Origin of the sequence: Streptomyces sp. DT224, assembly GCF_049844595.1 — a bacterium.
Taxonomy (GTDB): domain Bacteria; phylum Actinomycetota; class Actinomycetes; order Streptomycetales; family Streptomycetaceae; genus Streptomyces.
The window spans coordinates 1-17397 of sequence record NZ_JBNCLI010000007.1 but is presented as its reverse complement, the minus strand read 5'-3'; the positions used below and the strand labels follow the sequence as shown (position 1 = coordinate 17397).

18 protein-coding genes are annotated in these 17397 nt (G+C 70.6%); 12 read left to right on the top strand and 6 right to left on the bottom strand.

The annotated features are described in order from the left end of the window. Positions 1-26 precede the first annotated feature (26 nt). The 4 genes from ACLQ2N_RS18320 (at position 27) to ACLQ2N_RS18305 (ending at position 2391) form a co-directional block, all read left to right on the top strand. On the top strand, positions 27-1316 hold the full coding sequence (locus ACLQ2N_RS18320) for a CynX/NimT family MFS transporter (RefSeq protein ID WP_425814263.1): 1290 nt from the start codon (positions 27-29) through the stop codon (positions 1314-1316). A 26-nt stretch (positions 1317-1342) separates the two neighbouring features. Next, on the top strand, positions 1343-1453 hold the full coding sequence (locus tag ACLQ2N_RS18315) for an SGM_5486 family transporter-associated protein (RefSeq protein WP_260697003.1): 111 nt from the start codon (positions 1343-1345) through the stop codon (positions 1451-1453). Positions 1454-1599: 146 nt separating this feature from the next. After that, positions 1600-1800, top strand: a complete 201-nt coding sequence (locus ACLQ2N_RS18310) for a hypothetical protein (protein ID WP_425814261.1) — start codon at positions 1600-1602, stop codon at positions 1798-1800. A gap of 72 nt (positions 1801-1872) precedes the next feature. Then, positions 1873-2391: a SixA phosphatase family protein gene (locus ACLQ2N_RS18305; RefSeq protein ID WP_425814259.1), complete on the top strand. Its 519-nt coding sequence runs from the start codon at positions 1873-1875 to the stop codon at positions 2389-2391. Between the two features lie 73 nt (positions 2392-2464). Here ACLQ2N_RS18305 and serB read toward each other — a convergent pair whose 3' ends face one another. Continuing rightward, on the bottom strand, positions 2465-3721 hold the full coding sequence (gene serB / locus ACLQ2N_RS18300; RefSeq protein WP_425814257.1) for a phosphoserine phosphatase SerB: 1257 nt from the start codon (positions 3719-3721) through the stop codon (positions 2465-2467). 227 nt (positions 3722-3948) lie between these two features. On the opposite strand from serB, the gene ACLQ2N_RS18295 reads away from it, so the two are divergent. After that, complete coding sequence (locus ACLQ2N_RS18295; protein WP_425814255.1) at positions 3949-6504, top strand: FHA domain-containing protein; 2556 nt, start codon at positions 3949-3951, stop codon at positions 6502-6504. An 85-nt stretch (positions 6505-6589) separates the two neighbouring features. On the opposite strand, the gene ACLQ2N_RS18290 is transcribed toward ACLQ2N_RS18295, so the two are convergent. Then, positions 6590-7348: a transglycosylase SLT domain-containing protein gene (locus tag ACLQ2N_RS18290; RefSeq protein ID WP_425814253.1), complete on the bottom strand. Its 759-nt coding sequence runs from the start codon at positions 7346-7348 to the stop codon at positions 6590-6592. A 441-nt stretch (positions 7349-7789) separates the two neighbouring features. Between ACLQ2N_RS18290 and ACLQ2N_RS18285 the strand changes: the two genes are divergently transcribed. Both ACLQ2N_RS18285 and ACLQ2N_RS18280 read left to right on the top strand, forming a co-directional pair. After that, a complete protein-coding gene (locus tag ACLQ2N_RS18285) occupies positions 7790-8935 on the top strand; it encodes a GAF domain-containing sensor histidine kinase (protein WP_425814251.1) in 1146 nt (381 codons plus the stop codon). Then, positions 8928-9572 carry a response regulator gene (locus tag ACLQ2N_RS18280; RefSeq protein ID WP_425814249.1) on the top strand — a complete coding sequence of 215 codons (645 nt, stop codon included), beginning with the start codon at positions 8928-8930 and terminating at the stop codon, positions 9570-9572. The genes ACLQ2N_RS18285 and ACLQ2N_RS18280 overlap by 8 nt, the downstream gene beginning before the upstream one ends. A gap of 96 nt (positions 9573-9668) precedes the next feature. Here ACLQ2N_RS18280 and ACLQ2N_RS18275 read toward each other — a convergent pair whose 3' ends face one another. Further along, positions 9669-10448, bottom strand: coding sequence for a hypothetical protein (locus tag ACLQ2N_RS18275; RefSeq protein ID WP_425814247.1), 780 nt, complete (start codon positions 10446-10448; stop codon positions 9669-9671). Between the two features lie 154 nt (positions 10449-10602). Between ACLQ2N_RS18275 and ACLQ2N_RS18270 the strand changes: the two genes are divergently transcribed. The 4 genes from ACLQ2N_RS18270 (at position 10603) to ACLQ2N_RS18255 (ending at position 13823) form a co-directional block, all read left to right on the top strand. Next, positions 10603-11400 carry an ABC transporter ATP-binding protein gene (locus ACLQ2N_RS18270; protein ID WP_383298101.1) on the top strand — a complete coding sequence of 266 codons (798 nt, stop codon included), beginning with the start codon at positions 10603-10605 and terminating at the stop codon, positions 11398-11400. 157 nt (positions 11401-11557) lie between these two features. Next, positions 11558-11989, top strand: coding sequence for an NfeD family protein (locus ACLQ2N_RS18265; protein WP_425814245.1), 432 nt, complete (start codon positions 11558-11560; stop codon positions 11987-11989). Between the two features lie 74 nt (positions 11990-12063). Continuing rightward, positions 12064-12993, top strand: coding sequence for an SPFH domain-containing protein (locus ACLQ2N_RS18260; RefSeq protein ID WP_425814243.1), 930 nt, complete (start codon positions 12064-12066; stop codon positions 12991-12993). A 62-nt stretch (positions 12994-13055) separates the two neighbouring features. Next, positions 13056-13823, top strand: coding sequence for a sulfite exporter TauE/SafE family protein (locus ACLQ2N_RS18255; protein ID WP_425814241.1), 768 nt, complete (start codon positions 13056-13058; stop codon positions 13821-13823). A 59-nt stretch (positions 13824-13882) separates the two neighbouring features. Here ACLQ2N_RS18255 and ACLQ2N_RS18250 read toward each other — a convergent pair whose 3' ends face one another. The 3 genes from ACLQ2N_RS18250 to ACLQ2N_RS18240 all read right to left on the bottom strand — a co-directional run bounded on the left by ACLQ2N_RS18250 (position 13883) and on the right by ACLQ2N_RS18240 (position 15904). Further along, positions 13883-14389 carry an HNH endonuclease gene (locus tag ACLQ2N_RS18250; RefSeq protein WP_425814239.1) on the bottom strand — a complete coding sequence of 169 codons (507 nt, stop codon included), beginning with the start codon at positions 14387-14389 and terminating at the stop codon, positions 13883-13885. Positions 14390-14538: 149 nt separating this feature from the next. Next, positions 14539-15078, bottom strand: a complete 540-nt coding sequence (locus tag ACLQ2N_RS18245; RefSeq protein ID WP_425814237.1) for a YbhB/YbcL family Raf kinase inhibitor-like protein — start codon at positions 15076-15078, stop codon at positions 14539-14541. A 43-nt stretch (positions 15079-15121) separates the two neighbouring features. Further along, positions 15122-15904: a sporulation protein gene (locus tag ACLQ2N_RS18240; protein ID WP_425814235.1), complete on the bottom strand. Its 783-nt coding sequence runs from the start codon at positions 15902-15904 to the stop codon at positions 15122-15124. A gap of 181 nt (positions 15905-16085) precedes the next feature. Here ACLQ2N_RS18240 and ACLQ2N_RS18235 point away from each other — a divergent pair, with 181 nt between their 5' ends. Then, the gene (locus ACLQ2N_RS18235) at positions 16086-16697 is read left to right on the top strand and encodes a DNA-3-methyladenine glycosylase (RefSeq protein WP_425814233.1); all 612 of its coding nucleotides are present in this window, start codon (positions 16086-16088) and stop codon (positions 16695-16697) included. Positions 16698-17397 lie beyond the last annotated feature (700 nt).

The following is a 17397-nucleotide window of genomic DNA, read 5'->3' as shown; positions in this document are numbered from 1 at the left end:
TCATCCCATGATTCTATGATGGCCTCATGCGTGACGAAGAGACGACTCCCCAGAACGCGACCGGGACCCTGAGCCCCGGCGCCCCGGCAGCCCCCCGCGCCGACGCCGCCGCCCCGCGGTCCGGCCCCGCGCCGTGGACGCTGCGCCTGGTCGCCATCGGGCTCGTCCTCACCGCGCTCAACCTCCGCCCCGCCATCACCAGCCTCGGCGCCCTCCTCGAAGAGGTCCGGGACGGGCTGCACATGAGCGGCAGCGTCGCCGGCGTGCTCACCTCGGTGCCCCCGCTCTGCTTCGCGGTCTTCGGCGTCATGGCACCGCGCCTCGCCCGCCGCTTCGGCCCCGGTGCGGTGGTCTGCGCCGGGATGGTCGCCATCACCGCGGGCCTGGTGATCCGGCCCCTGGCCGGCGGCACGGCAGGCTTCCTGGCCGCCAGCGCCCTGGCCCTCATGGGCATCGCCGTCAGCAACGTCCTGATGCCGGTGATCGTCAAGCGCTGGTTCCCCGACCGCGTCGGCTCCATGACCGGGCTCTACTCCATGGCCCTGGCCCTCGGCACCTCGCTCGCCGCCGCCGTGACCGTGCCCCTCACCGACGCCATGGGCGGCAGCTGGAAGGGCGGGCTCGGCATCTGGGCCGTCCTGGCCGCCGCCGCGATCCTGCCCTGGCTCCCGCTCGTACGGGACCGGGCCACCGCCCACGAACCGGCCTCCGCCGCCGCGCGGCCGCAGGCCCAGGAGATGCGGATCACCCGCAGCCGGACCGCCTGGGCCCTCGCCTGCTTCTTCGGGCTCCAGGCCACCGCCGCGTACATCACCATGGGCTGGATGCCGCAGATCTTCCGCGACGCGGGCGTCTCCGCCGGCACCGCCGGCGTCCTGCTCGCGGTCACCATGGCCATGGGCGTCCCGCTCGCCTTCGTCATCCCGCGCGTGGCCGCCCGGATGCGCACCCAGGGCCCGATCGTCGTCTTCCTCGGCGCCTGCGGCCTCACCGGCTACGCGGGCCTCTACCTGGCCCCCTCCGGCGGTGCCTGGGCCTGGGCGCTGCTGCTCGGCATCTCGAACTGCGCGTTCCCGCTCGCCCTCACGATGATCGGCATGCGGGCCCGCAGCGGCGCCGGAGTGGTCCGGCTGTCCGCGTTCGCCCAGTCCACCGGCTACCTGATCTCGATCCCCGGGCCGCTCCTGGTCGGCGTGCTCTACCAGCACAGCGGCGGCTGGGGGGTGCCGATCGCGCTGATGGCCGCCCTGATGGTGCCGCAGATGGCCATGGGCGTCCTGGCAGGCCGGGACCGGACGATCGAGGACGAATCCTGAGATGCGAGACTGGGGCCATGTCACCTGTGCTCGATCCGAACCCCCAGAACGGTCAGAAGAAGCTGCTCCTCGTCTTCGGGGCCATGCTGCTGATCACCGTCGTCGTCGGCGTCATCGCCGCCATCGCATCCCCGTGACGCCCCGGCCCCGGCCGGGGTGGTGCTAGCACCCCCATCCCCTAGGGGGCCAGGGTCAGGGTGAAGTGGGTGGGTCACCGGATGGGAGCGGCGCCCCCTTCTCCGTAGGTTCTGAGTATCAGAACCGACCACCCACGGAGGCGGACATGCCGGCCCGCACGCACACCACCCGTCCGGAGCCGAGCGGCGTCGACGTGCGGCTGCCGTGGTGGGCCGTCGCGCTGCCCGCAGCCGCCTTCGCCGTGCTCCTGCTGCTGGTCGCCGGACCGGGCCAGGCGCAGGCCGCCACCGGCGGATCGGCGGCCGGCCAGGTGCTGCGGCACCTCGTGGAGCTGCTGACCCGCTGACCTCCGCGCCCGGGGGCACGAAGCCTCCAACACCCTGCGCCAGCTGGCGCGTTTCATGCGAAGCTGAAGTGTATGAGCGCCGATACATCTCGCAGGATCGTCCTTCTCAGGCATGCCAAGGCGGAATGGTCGCAGGAGTCCGACCAGGAGCGGCCGCTGGCCGAGCGCGGCCGCATGGAGGCCCCCATGGCCGGCCGCAAGCTGACCGATTCCGGGATCGTCTTCGACCTGGCCCTCTGCTCGACCGCCGTCAGAACACGTGAGACGTGGAAACTGGCCGTGCACGAGATGCCCGAGCGCCCGAAGACCGTGTACGAGGAGCGGCTCTACGAGGCATCGCTCGGCGAGCTGATCGCCCTGGTCAACGAGACCCCGGACGACGTCGCCGACCTGCTGGTCATCGGCCACAACCCCGGCATGCACGCGCTCGCCGACGCCCTCTCCGGCAGCGGCGAGGGCGACGCGCTCGCCAGGATGGGGCGCGGCGGCTTCCCGACCGCCGCCTTCGCCGTGGTCGAGTTCACCGGCCCCTGGAAGACCGTCGAGCACGGCGTCGGCCGGCTCGCCGAGTACTGGACCCCCAACGACTGACCCGCCCGTACGGGAAGGGCCCCGGCACACACCGTGAGGTGCGGGCCGGGGCCCTTCCCGTGGGCGGCATGACCTACTCCACGAGGCCGTCGGCCGCCTCGACCTCCTCGCGGGTGACGCCGAGCAGATAGAGCACGGTGTCCAGGAACGGCACGTTCACCGCCGTGTGCGCGGCCTCGCGGACCACCGGCTTCGCGTTGAACGCGACCCCGAGCCCCGCCGTGTTCAGCATGTCCAGGTCATTGGCCCCGTCACCGATCGCCACCGTCTGCGCCAGCGGCACCCCCGCCTCGGCGGCGAAGCTCCGCAGCAGCCGGGCCTTGCCCGCCCGGTCCACGATGTCCCCGGTCACCCGGCCCGTGAGCTTCCCGTCCACGACCTCCAGCGTGTTGGCGGAGGCGAAGTCGAGCCCCAGGCGCTCCTTGAGATCATCGGTCACCTGCGTGAAACCGCCGGAGACCACGCCCACTTGGCAGCCGAGCCGCTTCAGCGTGCGGATCAGCGTCCGGGCCCCCGGCGTCAGCCGCACCTCGGAGCGGACCTTGTCCACCACGGACGCGTCCAGCCCCGCGAGCAGCGCCACCCGGGCGTGCAGCGACTGCTCGAAGTCCAGCTCGCCGCGCATCGCCCGCTCGGTCACCTCGGCGACCTCGGCCTCGCAGCCCGCGTGCGCCGCGAACAGCTCGATGACCTCGTCCTGGATCAGCGTCGAGTCGACGTCCATCACGACGAGCCGCTGCGCCCGGCGGCTCAGCCCCGCGGAGACGACCGCCACGTCCACGCCGATGCCCGCGGCCTCCGGCGCCAGCGCGGTGCGCAGCTCCTCGGTCCCCGTACCGGACACCGCGAACTCGACGGCCGTGACGGGGTACTTCGCCAGCCGGAAGATGCGGTCGATGTTCCCGCCGGTCGAGGTGATCCGGGCCGCTATGGCCGCCGTGGACTCCGCGGTCAGCGGGTGCCCCAGCACCGTGACATGGGAACGGCCGACGCCGCGCGGCCGGTTGTCGCCGGTGCCGGAGATGATCTCGGCCTGGAGCTTCAGCGACTCCGCCCAGCTGTGCACGGTGGCCCGCAGCTCGCCCTCGGTGGTCCCGTCCGCGGTGGGGGCGGTGACCAGCGCGCACAGCACGATGCGGCCCCGGGTCACGACCTGCTCGATGTCGATCACGTCGACCGAGTAGGCGGCGAGGGTGTCGAAGAGACCCGCGGTGATCCCGGGGCGGTCCTTCCCGAAGATCTTCACGAGAAGGGTCGGTACGTCCGGGCCCTGCCGGGACGCGGCGGGCTCGGGAGACAGGGCGGGCTCAGGAGGCCGGGATACGCTCATGGTGCTTCCACCGTATCGGTCCCCGAGCGCGCGCAGGCAGCCCGTCCCGAGTGCCGGACACCCGGGCACCCGCACCCGGTCCGTCCCCTTTCGCCTGGCCGCGCAGGTCTCGGTGAGGTCACCCTCGGCCGCCCGGCTTTCGTATCCGGGACTGCTCCTGGAATAGTTCCCCACGATGTTCAGCATCCCTAGACTCCCTGCGACGGGGGTAACACGGGGGACAACTAGTGGGGCGCGGAGTGCCGGAACTCGTACTGGATTTGAATGGCAGGACCTGGACGCTCGATCCGTCCAGGGCATACACCCTGGGGCGTGACCCCCAGGGGGACATGGCGATCGACGACGCCAGAGTGTCGTGGCGGCACGCCACGATCAGCTGGAACGGGCGCAGTTGGTTCATCGAGGACCACGGCAGCACCAACGGCACGTACGTGCACGGCCAGCGGATCCACCAGATGGAGATCGCGGCCGGCTCCACCGTGAACCTGGGCAACGCCACCGACGGACCCCGCCTGAGCCTGAGCGCCGCGGACGTCTACAGCGGCCGGGCCGCCGGCCCCGCGCAGCCGCAGCAGACCCCGCCGCACCAGCCGCAGCAGCCCCAGCAGGGCGGACAGGGCTGGCAGCAGCAGGCACCCCAGCAGCCCGTCACGCCGCAGCAGCAGGGCTGGCAGCAGCCCGCGCCGCAGCAGCCGCACGTGCCGCAGCAGGGCGGGGCCCCGGCACCGCCCGGCCCCGGCAACGGCCCGGCGGGATCCGCGCCGGTCTACGGGGACCGCAGCCCGACCACGTTCCACCAGCTGGCGCTCGGCCGGGTGATGCGGATCGGCCGTGCCCTGGAGAACGACCTCGTCGTCTCCGACCTCCAGGTCTCCCGGCACCACGCCGAGTTCCACGCGACGCCCGACGGCCGCTTCGAGATCCGCGACCTCGGCTCGCACAACGGCACGTACGTCAACGGCCAGCCGCTCTCCAAGTCCGGCTCGGCGCTCATCGGCCCGAACGACACCGTCGGCGTCGGCCACTCGACGTTCCGGCTCGTCGGCGACCGGCTGGAAGAGTTCGTCGACACCGGTGAGGTCTCCTTCGCGGCCCGCCACCTCACGGTCACGGTCGACGGCGGCAAGCAGATCCTCAAGGACGTCTCGTTCGGCGTTCCCGAGAAGTCGCTCATCGGCGTCATCGGCCCCTCCGGCTCCGGAAAGTCCACCCTGCTCAAGGCGCTCACCGGCTACCGGCCCGCCAACCAGGGCGATGTCCTCTACGACAACCGGAACCTCTACAAGCAGTTCGCCGAACTGCGCCAGCGCATCGGCCTGGTCCCGCAGGACGACATCCTGCACAAGGAACTGACCGTCACCCGCGCCCTGAAGTACGCGGCCAAGCTCCGCTTCCCCGCGGACACCACCGAGGCCGAACGCCAGGCCCGGATACACGAGGTCCTGACCGAGCTGAAGCTCGACGTCCACAAGGACAAGAAGGTCACCTCGCTCTCCGGCGGCCAGCGCAAGCGTGTCTCCGTGGCGCTCGAACTGCTCACCAAGCCGTCGCTGATCTTCCTGGACGAGCCGACCTCCGGCCTCGACCCGGGCATGGACCGCGATGTGATGCAGCTGCTGCGAGGACTGGCCGACGACGGCCGTACGGTCCTGGTCGTCACGCACTCGGTGGCCGAGCTGGCCATCTGCGACAAACTCCTGGTGATGGCGCCGGGCGGCGCCGTGGCCTACTTCGGCCCGCCGGACGAGGCGCTGAACTTCTTCGGCTACACCACCTGGGCCGACGTCTTCTCCGCGTTCGAGAACTACCGGGACTACGACTGGGCGGGCCGCTGGCGCGGCTCGCAGCACTACCAGATGTACGCCGCCGACATCGACGCCGCCGCCGTGCAGTCCGTACACATGCCGCCGCCGCAGCAGATGCGCCCGCCGAAGCCGCAGGGCTGGGGCACGCAGCTGTGGACGCTGATGCGCCGCTACCTGTCCGTGATCGGCTCCGACAAGGGCTTCATGGGTCTGATGGTGATCCTGCCCGCGGTGCTCGGCATCGTGAGCGTGGTCATCCCGTCGGACTACGGCCTCGCCCCGCCGAAGCCGCCGCACAAGTTCAACGGCGACGCCGGAACGATCATGCTGATCCTCACGATCGGGATGTGCTTCTCCGGTGCGGCCAACTCCGTACGCGAACTGATCAAGGAACGCGTCATCTACGAACGGGAACGGGCCACCGGCCTGTCCCGCTCCGCGTACCTGATGTCCAAGGTGATCGTCCTCGGCCTGATCACGGCCCTCCAGGGCGTCATCATCTGCGGCATCGGATTCGCCACCCGCGATCTGCCCGAAGAGGGCCTGATCATGCCGCCGGCCGTCGAGCTGTGCCTCACGGTCATCGCGCTCGGCTTCACCTCGATGATGTTCGGCCTGGTCATCTCCTCGCTGGTGAAGACCGCCGAGAAGACCATGCCGCTGCTGGTCATGTTCGCGATCGTCCAGGTCGTCTTCACCGGCATCCTCTTCCAGGTGTACGGATCACCCGGCCTGGAGCAGTTCGCCTGGCTGATGCCGTCCCGCTGGGCCATCGCCGGCGCCGGCTCGACGCTGGACCTGGCCCACCTCATGCCGCCGTGGGACCAGAACAACCCCACCGACCTGGACCCCCTGTGGGAGCACTCGGTGAGCCAGTGGGGGATCAACATCTCGGTCCTGCTGTTCATCGGCGTCGTGTGCGGCTTCGCGGTCGCGCGGCTGCTGCGCCGCCACGAGCCCGAGGTCATGCGCAAGTAACCGGCCCGGACACGCGCCGGAGGGCGGCACCCACGCGGGGTGCCGCCCTCCGGCGTCTGCCGTCGGCGCTACGGATCGCGGCGGATCAGTACGCGCTGTTGACGTTGTCGATCGAGCCGTACTTGTCGGCGGCGTAGTTGGCCGACGCGGTGATGTTGGCGACCGGGTCGTACTGCGTGTGCGGGGTGCCGGACACGTGGTAGTAGTCGAAGGTCGGCTTGATGATCTGGAGCAGACCGATCGACGGCACGCCGTTCTGGGCGTTGATGTCCCAGTCGTTGATGGCGTTCGGGTTGCCGCTGGACTCGCGGATGATGTTGCGGTGCAGACCCTCGTACGTGCCCGGGATGCCCTTCTTGTGCATGATGTCGAGGGACTCCCGGATCCAGCCGTCCAGGTTGTTGGCGTACAGGTGCGTACGCGCGGAGGAGCGGCTGGAGCGCGACTCGGACTTGTGGGACTCGGCCTTGGTGTGCGCCTTGGCCTTCGCCTTCTTCTTCAGCTCGGCCTTCTTCTCGGCCTTCTCCGCCTTGGCCTGGGCCTTCTCCTTCACCGCGGCGGCCTTCTCGGCCTTGGCGGCGTCGGCGGCCTTGACCAGCTTCTCGGCGGTCGAGTGCTGCTGGATGACGCTGTCCTGGATCGCCCGGGCCTGCTTGGAGCTCGCGGAGTCGAAGATGACCGGGGAGGCGGCGGAGACAGCCTGCGGTTCGGTCTCGGCCTCGGCGTGACCGGGCACCAGGGACAAGGAGAGTGCAGCGGCGGCGACGGCGGAGACGCCGGCGGCGGAGAGCTTCTGGGTCTTGTTCAGGTTACGGAGACGGCCGGTGAAGCGGGACGCGGACATACAGGCTTACCTCTTCGAATTCGGGGGGGTCCTCACGGAGGACGAAGACGGGAGCGACGACGCATCTCCGTCGGGGACGAGCTCAATTCTTAGCGGCGGCAAAATGCCGTGGCAAAGGTGTGACGTACGAAGCCGGGTAGTGGAATGGGGGGCGGTTTGCCCGTTTCGCCCCCAGGTCATCGCGCACCAAATCGCCCTTTTCGGCCCACTAGGCGGCTTCGTAAGTGACGTGGGCCCTATGCGCGGCCTCACATGGGGCGGGTAGTCGCTTCACTTTGCGTTGCTGGAGCAATTCGGAATGCGACGTTCCGGACCGGGTTCGGTGACCCCCACCGGACCCCGCGCGCAGGCCACCCGCCGCAGGTCCTAGTCCTTCCGCCCCGGTCCCCGGCCGCCTCCGGTCCGATACGGGGCGCGGAACCCGCCGGTACGGTGAGGCGCATGAACCACCGACCCCCCTCCGGCCTCGCCGCCGTCAGCGCCGCGCTGCTCGCGATGAGCCGCCACCTGGAGGTACGGGACGTCCTGAAGACGATCGTCGCCTCGGCCCGCGAACTCCTGGACGCCGAGTACGCCGCCCTCGGGGTCCCCGACGACCACGGCGGCTTCGCGCAGTTCGTGGTGGACGGCGTCAGCGACGAACAGTGGAAGGCCATCGGCCCGCTGCCCAGGCAGCACGGCATCCTCGCCGCGATGCTCCACGGCGGGAAGACCGAGCGCCTCGCCGACGTCCGCAAGGACCCCCGCTTCGAGGGCTGGCCCAGCGCCCACCCCGACATGTCCGACTTCCTCGGCCTGCCCATCCGGGACGGCGACGAGACCATCGGCGCCCTGTTCCTCGCCAACAAGAGGTGCCCCAAGCCCGAGGGCGTCTGCGGCTTCAACGCCGAGGACGAGGAACTGCTCTCGACCCTCGCCCAGCACGCGGCCATCGCCCTCACCAACGCCCGCCTCTACGAACGCAGCCGCGAGCTCACCATCGCCGAGGAGCGCTCCCGCCTCGCCCACGAGCTGCACGACGCGGTCAGCCAGAAGCTCTTCTCGCTCCGGCTCACCGCCCAGGCCGCCGCCACCCTGGTCGACCGCGACCCGGCCCGCGCCAAGGGCGAGCTCCAGCAGGTCGCCGCACTCGCCGCCGAGGCCGTGGACGAACTGCGCGCCGCCGTCGTGGAGCTGCGCCCGGCCGCCCTGGACGAGGACGGCCTCGTCGCCACCCTCCGCACCCAGGTCCAGGTCCTCGACCGGGCCCACACCGCCCGGGTCACCTTCGCCGGCGCCGGCGTCCGGGCCCTGCCCGCCGCCCAGGAGGAAGCGCTGCTCCGGGTCACCCAGGAGGCCCTGCACAACGCCCTGCGCCACGCCGACGCGGGCCACGTCGACGTCACCCTCTCCCGCCGCGACGGCGCCACGGTGCTGCGGATCACCGACGACGGCCGGGGCTTCGAACCCGCCGCCACCCGCCGGGCCGGGCGCCACCTGGGCCTGGTCTCCATGCGGGACCGGGCGAGCGGCGTCGGCGGCCGCCTCACCGTTGAGTCCGAGCCCGGCAAGGGCACCACGATCGAGATGGAGATCCCCGGTGGCTGACAGGATCATCAGGGTGCTGCTCGTCGACGACCACCAGGTCGTCCGCCGCGGCCTGCGCACGTTCCTGGAGATCCAGGACGACATCGAGGTCGTCGGCGAGGCCGCCGACGGCGCCGAGGGCGTGGCCAGGACGGAGGAGCTCCGGCCCGACGTCGTACTGATGGACATCAAGATGCCCGGCACCGACGGCATCGAGGCCCTGCGCCGCCTCCGCGAGCTGGAGAACCCGGCCAAGGTCCTGATCGTCACCAGCTTCACCGAGCAGCGCACGGTCGTCCCCGCCCTGCGCGCCGGCGCCTCCGGCTACGTGTACAAGGACGTCGACCCGGACGCCCTGGCCGGAGCCATCCGCTCCGTGCACGCCGGACACGTCCTGCTCCAGCCCGAGGTGGCCGGGGCGCTGCTGGCCCAGGACGAGCCGGGCACGGGCACCGGGCGGGGGAGCACCCTCACCGAACGCGAGCGTGAAGTGCTCGGCCTGATCGCCGACGGCCGGTCCAACCGCGAGATCGCACGGGCCCTGGTCCTGTCCGAGAAGACGGTCAAGACCCACGTCTCGAACATCCTCATGAAGCTCGACCTGGCCGACCGCACCCAGGCCGCGCTCTGGGCGGTCCGCCACGGAGCGGCCGACTGAGCCGCCCGGGCCTGGGCGCGGCTGCCGCGTGACCCGGGGTGCTCGCGTGCCTACCGTGCCCAGTCCGGCCTCGCGTGACCCGGGGTGTTCGCGCGCCTACCGCGCCCGCTCCTCCACATACGCGTTGTACGCCGCCACCTGCGCCCGCCGTGCCACCCGCTCCACCGGACGCAGCGCCTCACCCCGCGCCGCCATCTCCGACGCGCTCACCGCGCCGCCGTGCCCGTTCCCGTACGCCACCGAGACCAGCAGCCCGACCCGCTGCGCCAGCTCAAGGACCCGAACCGCCCTCGCCGGATAGCCCGGGGCCAGCACCTCGCGGCCCCGCTCCGCCCGCGCCCGGTACGCGTCCACCGCCGCCTCGGCCACCGGCCCCGAGCCGGCCACGTCCAGCCGGGTCAGCAGCGCCGTCGCGTCCCGCAGCGCCTCGGCCAGCTCCCGTTCCGCCTCGCCCAGCGAGGGCACGTCGGCCGGCGGAGCCTCCCGTACGGCCAGGCAGTGCCACACCACGTCCACGTGCACATCGCCGGCCGGCCCCGCCTCGCGCACCTCGGGCACCAGCCCGTACGGCGCCCCGAAGGCGACGACCGCCTCCTCCGCCTCGAGCGCCCGGGCGTTGAACTCGGCCGGACCGCTCAGCCCCAGCGGATGCCCCGGCACCGGCAGCGCGACCCGGAAGCCGCTCACCCCCAGCGCCCGCAGCCGCCCCAGGGCGAACGTCAGCCCGACCGGACCGGCCTCACCCGGCAGCCCCTCGACGCGGTGCACCGCGTCCTCCCCGACGATGGCGAGCGCCGCGTCGTCCGGCGACACGAGCCCTGCCAGCAACGCGTTCCCCCAGGCGGCCAGCAGCCCTGAACGTGGTTCCGAAAGCATGCGGACAGCCTAGGGGGTGTCCCGTCGCGCCCGGCCCGGCCCGCGACGGCGGGCCCAGCGCCGCCGGTACTCGCGCGGTGGCGTAGGTTTTCCCTGGGAGCTGTGCCCACAGGCACGCGACGATCTCGACACTGCATGGGGAGACAACGCGCTCATGAGCGATGTACTGGAGCTGGTGGACGTATCCGTGGTCCGCGACGGACGCGCTCTGGTGGACGACGTCTCCTGGTCGGTCAAGGAGGGGGAGCGCTGGGTCATCCTCGGCCCCAACGGCGCCGGCAAGACCACCCTGCTCAACATCGCGTCCAGCTACCTCTTCCCCACCAAGGGCAGCGTCAGCGTCCTCGGCGAGCGCCTCGGCGGAGTCGGAACCGACGTCTTCGACCTGCGCCCCCGCATCGGCATCGCGGGCGTCGCCCTGGCCGAGAAGCTGCCCCGCCGCCAGACGGTCCTCCAGACGGTGCTCACCGCCGCCTACGGCATGACCGCCACCTGGAACGAGAACTACGACAAGGTGGACGAGGACCGCGCCCGCGCCTTCCTCGACCGGCTCGGTATGACCGAGTACCTCGACCGCAAGTTCGGCACCCTCTCCGAGGGAGAGCGCAAGCGCACCCTGATCGCCCGCGCCATGATGACCGACCCCGAGCTCCTCCTCCTGGACGAGCCCGCCGCCGGTCTCGACCTCGGCGGGCGCGAGGACCTGGTCCGGCGCCTCGGCCGGCTGGCCCGCGATCCGTACGCGCCCTCCATGATCATGGTGACCCACCACGTCGAGGAGATCGCCCCCGGCTTCACCCACGTCCTGATGATCCGCCAGGGCAAGGTGCTCGCCGCCGGCCCCATGGAGACCGAGCTCACCTCCCGCAACCTCTCCCTCTGCTTCGGCCTCCCCCTCGTGGTCGAGCACCAGGGCGACCGCTACACCGCCCGCGGACTGCCGCTCGGCTAGGCCGGACACGACCTGGGGCCTTTCGTTCGGATCAGGCCGGTCCAAGGCGCGGCACCGGGCCCCGCGAGTCCGGCCTCATCCAAACGCAAGGCCCCCCAGGCGTTGTTGCCCGGTTGCGCCCTGTCCGTAGGGGTGCATGCGGTCCTACCATGACCACGTGGACATCGACGCGTGGGTGTGGTGGCTGATCGGCGCGGTGGGACTGGGTATTCCGCTCGTCCTGACCGCGATGCCCGAGTTCGGCATGTTCGCCGTGGGGGCCGTCGCCGCCGCGGTCGTCGCGGCCCTCGGCGGCGGAATCGTCGCCCAGGTCCTGGTCTTCGTCATCGTCTCGGTGGCGCTGACGGCCGTGGTACGCGTGATCGCGGGGCGGCAGCGCGCGGACCGGGCGCCCGTGCACGCCACCGGCATCGACGCCCTGAAGGGCCGTCAGGCCGTCGTCCTGGAACGGGTGACCGGCGGCGGCGGTCGCATCAAGCTGGCCGGTGAGGTCTGGTCGGCGCGCGCATTCGACCCCGGATTCAGCTACGAGCCCGGCCAACAGGTCGACGTCGTGGACATCGACGGGGCGACGGCCGTCGTCATGTGACCGAACTGCCCGCGCACCACAGCGCGTTCTGTCAGACTCGATGACGATCATCAACCGAAGGGCACGAGGAAACGATGCAACCGATCATCATCGTCCTGATCATTCTGGTGGTGCTCGTCTTCATCGCCCTGATCAAGACGATCCAGGTCATCCCGCAGGCCAGCGCCGCCATCGTGGAACGCTTCGGCCGCTACACCCGCACCCTCAACGCCGGCCTGAACATCGTCGTCCCGTTCATCGACTCGATCCGCAACCGGATCGACCTGCGCGAGCAGGTCGTGCCCTTCCCGCCGCAGCCCGTCATCACCCAGGACAACCTGGTCGTCAACATCGACACCGTCATCTACTACCAGGTGACCGACGCCAGGGCCGCGACGTACGAGGTCGCCAGCTATATCCAGGCCATCGAGCAGCTCACCGTCACCACCCTCCGCAACATCATCGGCGGCATGGACCTGGAACGGACCCTGACCTCCCGCGAGGAGATCAACGCGGCCCTGCGCGGCGTCCTGGACGAGGCCACCGGCAAGTGGGGCATCCGCGTCAACCGCGTCGAGCTCAAGGCGATCGAGCCGCCCACCTCCATCCAGGACTCGATGGAGAAGCAGATGCGCGCCGACCGGGACAAGCGCGCCGCGATCCTCCAGGCCGAGGGCACCCGCCAGTCCGCGATCCTCACCGCGGAGGGCGAGAAGCAGTCGGCGATCCTGCGCGCCGAGGGTGAGGCCAAGGCCGCCGCCCTGCGTGCGGAGGGCGAGGCCCAGGCCGTCCGTACGGTCTTCGAGGCGATCCACGCCGGCGACCCGGACCAGAAGCTGCTCTCGTACCAGTACCTTCAGATGCTGCCGAAGATCGCCGAGGGCGACGCCAACAAGCTCTGGATCGTGCCCAGCGAGATCGGCGACGCCCTCAAGGGCCTCAGCGGCGCCTTCGGCAACCTCGGCGGCGGCGCGCCCGGCTTCAACACCGGCAAGGAACGACGCGAGGAACCCCCGGTCGACTGACGTGTACACCCCCCGTGCATGATGCGGTGCAGCAAGCACCGATCACGCACGGGGGATACGCCATGTCCATCTGGGAGATGCTCGCCGTCTTCGCCGCGGGGATCAGCGCCGGCACGATCAACACGATCGTCGGCTCCGGCACGCTCATCACCTTCCCCGTCCTGCTCGCCACCGGCCTGCCCCCGGTCACCGCCACCGTCTCCAACGCGCTCGGCCTGATCCCCGGCTCCATCAGCGGCGCGATCGGCTACCGCAAGGAACTCGAAGGCCAGCGCTCCCGCGTCCTCAAACTCACCGTGGGTGCCCTCATCGGCGGCCTCACCGGCGCCACCCTGCTCCTGGCCCTGCCCTCCACCGCCTTCGAGACCATCGTCCCGGTCCTGGTCGCCCTGGCCCTCGTCCTCGTCATCCTGCAACCGCGCATCAGCAAGGCCGTCCAGGAACGGCGCGCCCGCACCGGGGCACCCGCCCACCCCGACGGCGGCCCGCTGCTCTACATCGGCCTGACCCTCGCCAGCGTCTACGGCGGGTACTTCACGGCCGCCCAGGGGATCATCTACCTCTCCCTGATGGGCATGCTGGTGGACGACACCATGCAGCGTCTCAACGCCGTCAAGAACGTCCTCGCCGCCGTCGTCAACAGCATCGCCGCGCTGTTCTTCCTCTTCGTCGCCGACTTCGACTGGACCGCCGTCCTCCTGATCGCGGTCGGCTCCGCCATCGGCGGCCAGATCGGCGCCAAGGTCGGCCGCCGCCTCAGCCCCGCCCTGCTGCGCGCCCTCATCGTCACGGTCGGCACGGTCGCCATCGTCCAGCTGCTGCTCCGCTGAACGAGCGAGGCCCGTCCCCCGGGGGACGGGCCTCGCTCACATCGTCGGGCGTACGGCGGCTACGCCGCGCTCCGCGCCAGCCACTCCGGCAGCGCCGACCGCTCACCCGCCCCCAGCGCCAGCAGCATCGCCTCCGCGGGGGAGGGCACGAAGGGCTTCCGCAGCAGCGGCATCCCCGCCTGCTCCGGCGTACGGTCCGCCTTGCGGTGGTTGTCCTCCGCGCAGGAGGCCACCGTGTTCAGCCAGGTGTCCTGCCCGCCCTGGGCCCTCGGCACCACGTGGTCGACGGTGCTCGCCCGCTTCCCGCAGTACGCGCACCGGTGCTGGTCCCTGACCAGGACGCCCCTTCTGGACCACGGCGCCTGTCTTCGGAACGGCACCCGTACGTACCGGCAGAGCCTGATCACCCGGGGCACCGGGATGTCCACATCGGCGCCGCGCATCCGGAGGCCGGGGTGGGACTGCTCGACGACGGCCTTGTCCTGGAGAATCAGCACCACCGCACGGTTCAACGTCACCGTCGACAGCGGCTCGAAGCTCGCGTTGAGTACCAGCGTGTCCCGCATCCCGCCCACCTCCCGTGTGCCGGCCGCCCCCTGGCAGGCCCGGATCAACCTTGGCCCCGGCACGCCGTGATGGACAACGCATTAAAAAATGCCCTGCCCTGATCTCTCCAAGACCAGGGCAGGGCAAACGGATGCGCACGTTTTGGTACTCAGGCGTTCTCGGCGGGCTCCGCGTACTCGGTGACCAGCTGAGCCCGGCCCAGGGTGTGGAACCGCAGGTTGAACCCGACCGCCGCGGGCGAGGCGTCACTGTCGGGGCCCAGCTTCTCGCTGTCCACCGCGTACACGGTGAACACGTAGCGGTGGTTCTCCCCGGCCGGCGGAGCGGCCCCGCCGAAGTCCTTGGTCCCGTAGTCGTTGCGCGCGTGCACGGCGCCGGCGGGCAGTCCTTCGAACTTCCCGCCGCCCGCGCCGGCCGGCAGTTCCGTGACCGACGCGGGGATGTCGAAGAGCACCCAGTGCCAGAACCCGCTGCCCGTGGGTGCGTCGGGGTCGAAGCACGTCACGGCGAAGCTCTTCGTCTCCGCCGGGAAGCCTTCCCACCGCAGCTGCGGCGAGGTGTTCCCCGCCGCGTAGACCTGCGCGTCGGCGAGCACGGCACCCGGGGCGATGTCCTCGCTCACCACGGTGAACGAGGGAACCTCCGGATGGAAGTCGTGCGGCAGCGGCGCCCTCTTCGGCTCGGTCACGTCAGCACCTCTCTGTCGGTTCTGTCGGATTACGCTTCCGACCCTAGAGCCAGTTGCGCTGACCGCCGACCTGCGCCAGCCACTGGTTCAGATATGCCGCCCAGTCGGTCTCCTGGAAGTTGTGCAGACCGACCTTGAAGGCGCGGTACGAGTCGCTGCCCTCGCTGAACAGACCCGCCTTCTTGTCCATCTCCAGGACGACGTCCATCTCGCGGTCGTCCGCGACGAACGACAGCTCCACCTGGTTGAGCCCCCGGTACTGCTGGGGCGGGTGGAACTCGATCTCCTGGTAGAACGGCAGCCGCTGGCGCGTACCGCGGATGTGGCCGCGCTCCATGTCGGCGCTGCGGAAGCTGAAGCCGAGCCGGCCGAAGGCGTCGAGGATGGCCTCCTGGGCGGGCAGCGGGTGCACGTTGATCGGGTCGAGGTCGCCGGAGTCCAGCGCCCGCGCGATCTCCAGCTCGGTCGTCACCCCGATGTTCATGCCGTGCAGGTGCTGGCCCGCGAACATGGTGATCGGCGTCTCCCAGGGGATCTCCAGACCGAACGGCACCACGTGCACCGCCCCCGCCTGCACCTGGAAGGCGCCGCCGACGCGCAGCTTGGTGAACTCGATGTCCTGCTTGGTCTCCTGGTCCTGGCCCTCGACCTCGACCCGGGCCTGGAGGCCCACGGAGAGCCCTTCGATCTGCTGGTCGACGGAGCCGCCCTGGATCCGCACCTCGCCCTGGACGACCCCGCCGGGGACGACGTTGACCTCGGTGAGCTCCGTCTCCACCGAGGCGCCACCGGCACCCATGCTCGCGAGCAGCCGCTTGAAGCCCATGTTTTCTCCTCCTAGGTCCTGACCCCTACATACGCGCGACGACCGTAGTCGGTTCCCAGTAACCTCGAATCTCATGATCGACGGCCCGGACCATACGCCGCTGCCGCGGGTCTTCTTCGGCCGGACCCCGGCCCCCCGCGCCGCCCCGGGCGCTTTCACGTACGCACGTCAAGGAGTCAGCATGAACGTCGACCTCCTCGCCCGGCCCGCCGAAGAAGTCGCCCCCGAGCTGCTCGGGAGCGTGCTCACCTGCACGACCTCGGAGGGAACCGTGAGCATCGCCATCACGGAGACCGAGGCGTATTCCGGCGCGGCCGACCCGGCTTCCCACGCCTACCGGGGCCGGACGCCTCGTAACACGGTCATGTTCGGCCCCGCGGGACACCTGTACGTCTACCGGTCCCACGGTCTCCACTGGTGCGCCAACATCGTCACAGGGACGGACGGCATCGCCTCGGCCGTCCTCATCCGGGCAGGCCGGGTCATCAAGGGCGAGCACCTGGCAAGCCGGCGCCGGGGCGAGAGGGTCGAAAGCGCACGTCTCGCCCGAGGCCCGGGGAACTTCTGCCAGGCACTCGGCATCACGGCGGAGCACAACGGCGCAGACCTCCTGACAGGTACCTCGGTCATGCTGTCCGAGGGTGAGCCGGCGCGGGCCGCACTCATCCAGGCCGGTCCCCGGGTGGGCGTGAGCAAGGCCCACGACTGGCTGCACCGGTTCTACCTCGCCGGTGATCCGACGGTCTCGGCGTACCGACTGAGCCCGCGAGCCAAACCGACCACCGGAGCCTGACCCGAGGGCGGAGCGAGGGGTGCGTTCCTGAGGGCCGGCGAGATCTTCGAGGGCGCCGAGCCGACGTGCAAACGTCGAGTTTCGGCCCGTAACAACAGAGAACTGGCCAAGGTCCCGGCCCTTCTCGCGACCGCACGGGACGTGGCCGGGCATGGGACGGCACCGATGCGATCGCCCACGAGGGCGCCGAGCGCTTCGTGATCAAGGGCGCTCCGCCACCGCGTGACCAGGTACGCGACAGCCCCGCACCGGAACGGGCGGAGACGGCCGCAGTGCACCCCGGCGGTTGGGGACCGACGGCGACCCGTCGCTGAGCCGTACCGGGCGCACGCGCCGCGCCGGAGGTCAACTTGACTCGCCCGAGTGGGGCACCTAATGTTGTCCGAGTCGCTTGACACGGGTATAGCTGTTGGTTCGGTCCATCGGATCGCATGCCGCGCAGACCCGAGGCGGCCAACCACTACCTACGACTCACCCCAGAGGGTGCGGATTTCGGCATGCCCGGAATTCAGACCCACTGACTCGATTATGAGTAACTGGGAGAATCCGCTAAAGTAGTGGACACGCCGAAAGGGAAACGCGAAAGCGAAGAACTGGAAAGCGAAAATGCTTGACCCGCTTCCACCGGGAATCGGACACGAAAGAGTCTGATAGAGTCGGAAACGCAAGACCGAAGGGAAGCGCCCGGAGGAAAGCCCGC

Coding starts and splice junctions, on each gene's coding strand:
- ACLQ2N_RS18260 (WP_425814243.1), top strand. CDS start 12,064: ATGCAACCGATCATCATCGTCCTGATCATTCTGGTGGTGCTCGTCTTC.
- ACLQ2N_RS18255 (WP_425814241.1), top strand. CDS start 13,056: ATGTCCATCTGGGAGATGCTCGCCGTCTTCGCCGCGGGGATCAGCGCC.
- ACLQ2N_RS18235 (WP_425814233.1), top strand. CDS start 16,086: ATGAACGTCGACCTCCTCGCCCGGCCCGCCGAAGAAGTCGCCCCCGAG.
- ACLQ2N_RS18275 (WP_425814247.1), bottom strand. CDS start 10,448: ATGCTTTCGGAACCACGTTCAGGGCTGCTGGCCGCCTGGGGGAACGCG.
- ACLQ2N_RS18240 (WP_425814235.1), bottom strand. CDS start 15,904: ATGGGCTTCAAGCGGCTGCTCGCGAGCATGGGTGCCGGTGGCGCCTCG.
- serB (WP_425814257.1), bottom strand. CDS start 3,721: ATGAGCGTATCCCGGCCTCCTGAGCCCGCCCTGTCTCCCGAGCCCGCC.
- ACLQ2N_RS18320 (WP_425814263.1), top strand. CDS start 27: ATGCGTGACGAAGAGACGACTCCCCAGAACGCGACCGGGACCCTGAGC.
- ACLQ2N_RS18285 (WP_425814251.1), top strand. CDS start 7,790: ATGAACCACCGACCCCCCTCCGGCCTCGCCGCCGTCAGCGCCGCGCTG.
- ACLQ2N_RS18310 (WP_425814261.1), top strand. CDS start 1,600: ATGCCGGCCCGCACGCACACCACCCGTCCGGAGCCGAGCGGCGTCGAC.
- ACLQ2N_RS18305 (WP_425814259.1), top strand. CDS start 1,873: ATGAGCGCCGATACATCTCGCAGGATCGTCCTTCTCAGGCATGCCAAG.
- ACLQ2N_RS18250 (WP_425814239.1), bottom strand. CDS start 14,389: ATGCGGGACACGCTGGTACTCAACGCGAGCTTCGAGCCGCTGTCGACG.
- ACLQ2N_RS18290 (WP_425814253.1), bottom strand. CDS start 7,348: ATGTCCGCGTCCCGCTTCACCGGCCGTCTCCGTAACCTGAACAAGACC.
- ACLQ2N_RS18270 (WP_383298101.1), top strand. CDS start 10,603: ATGAGCGATGTACTGGAGCTGGTGGACGTATCCGTGGTCCGCGACGGA.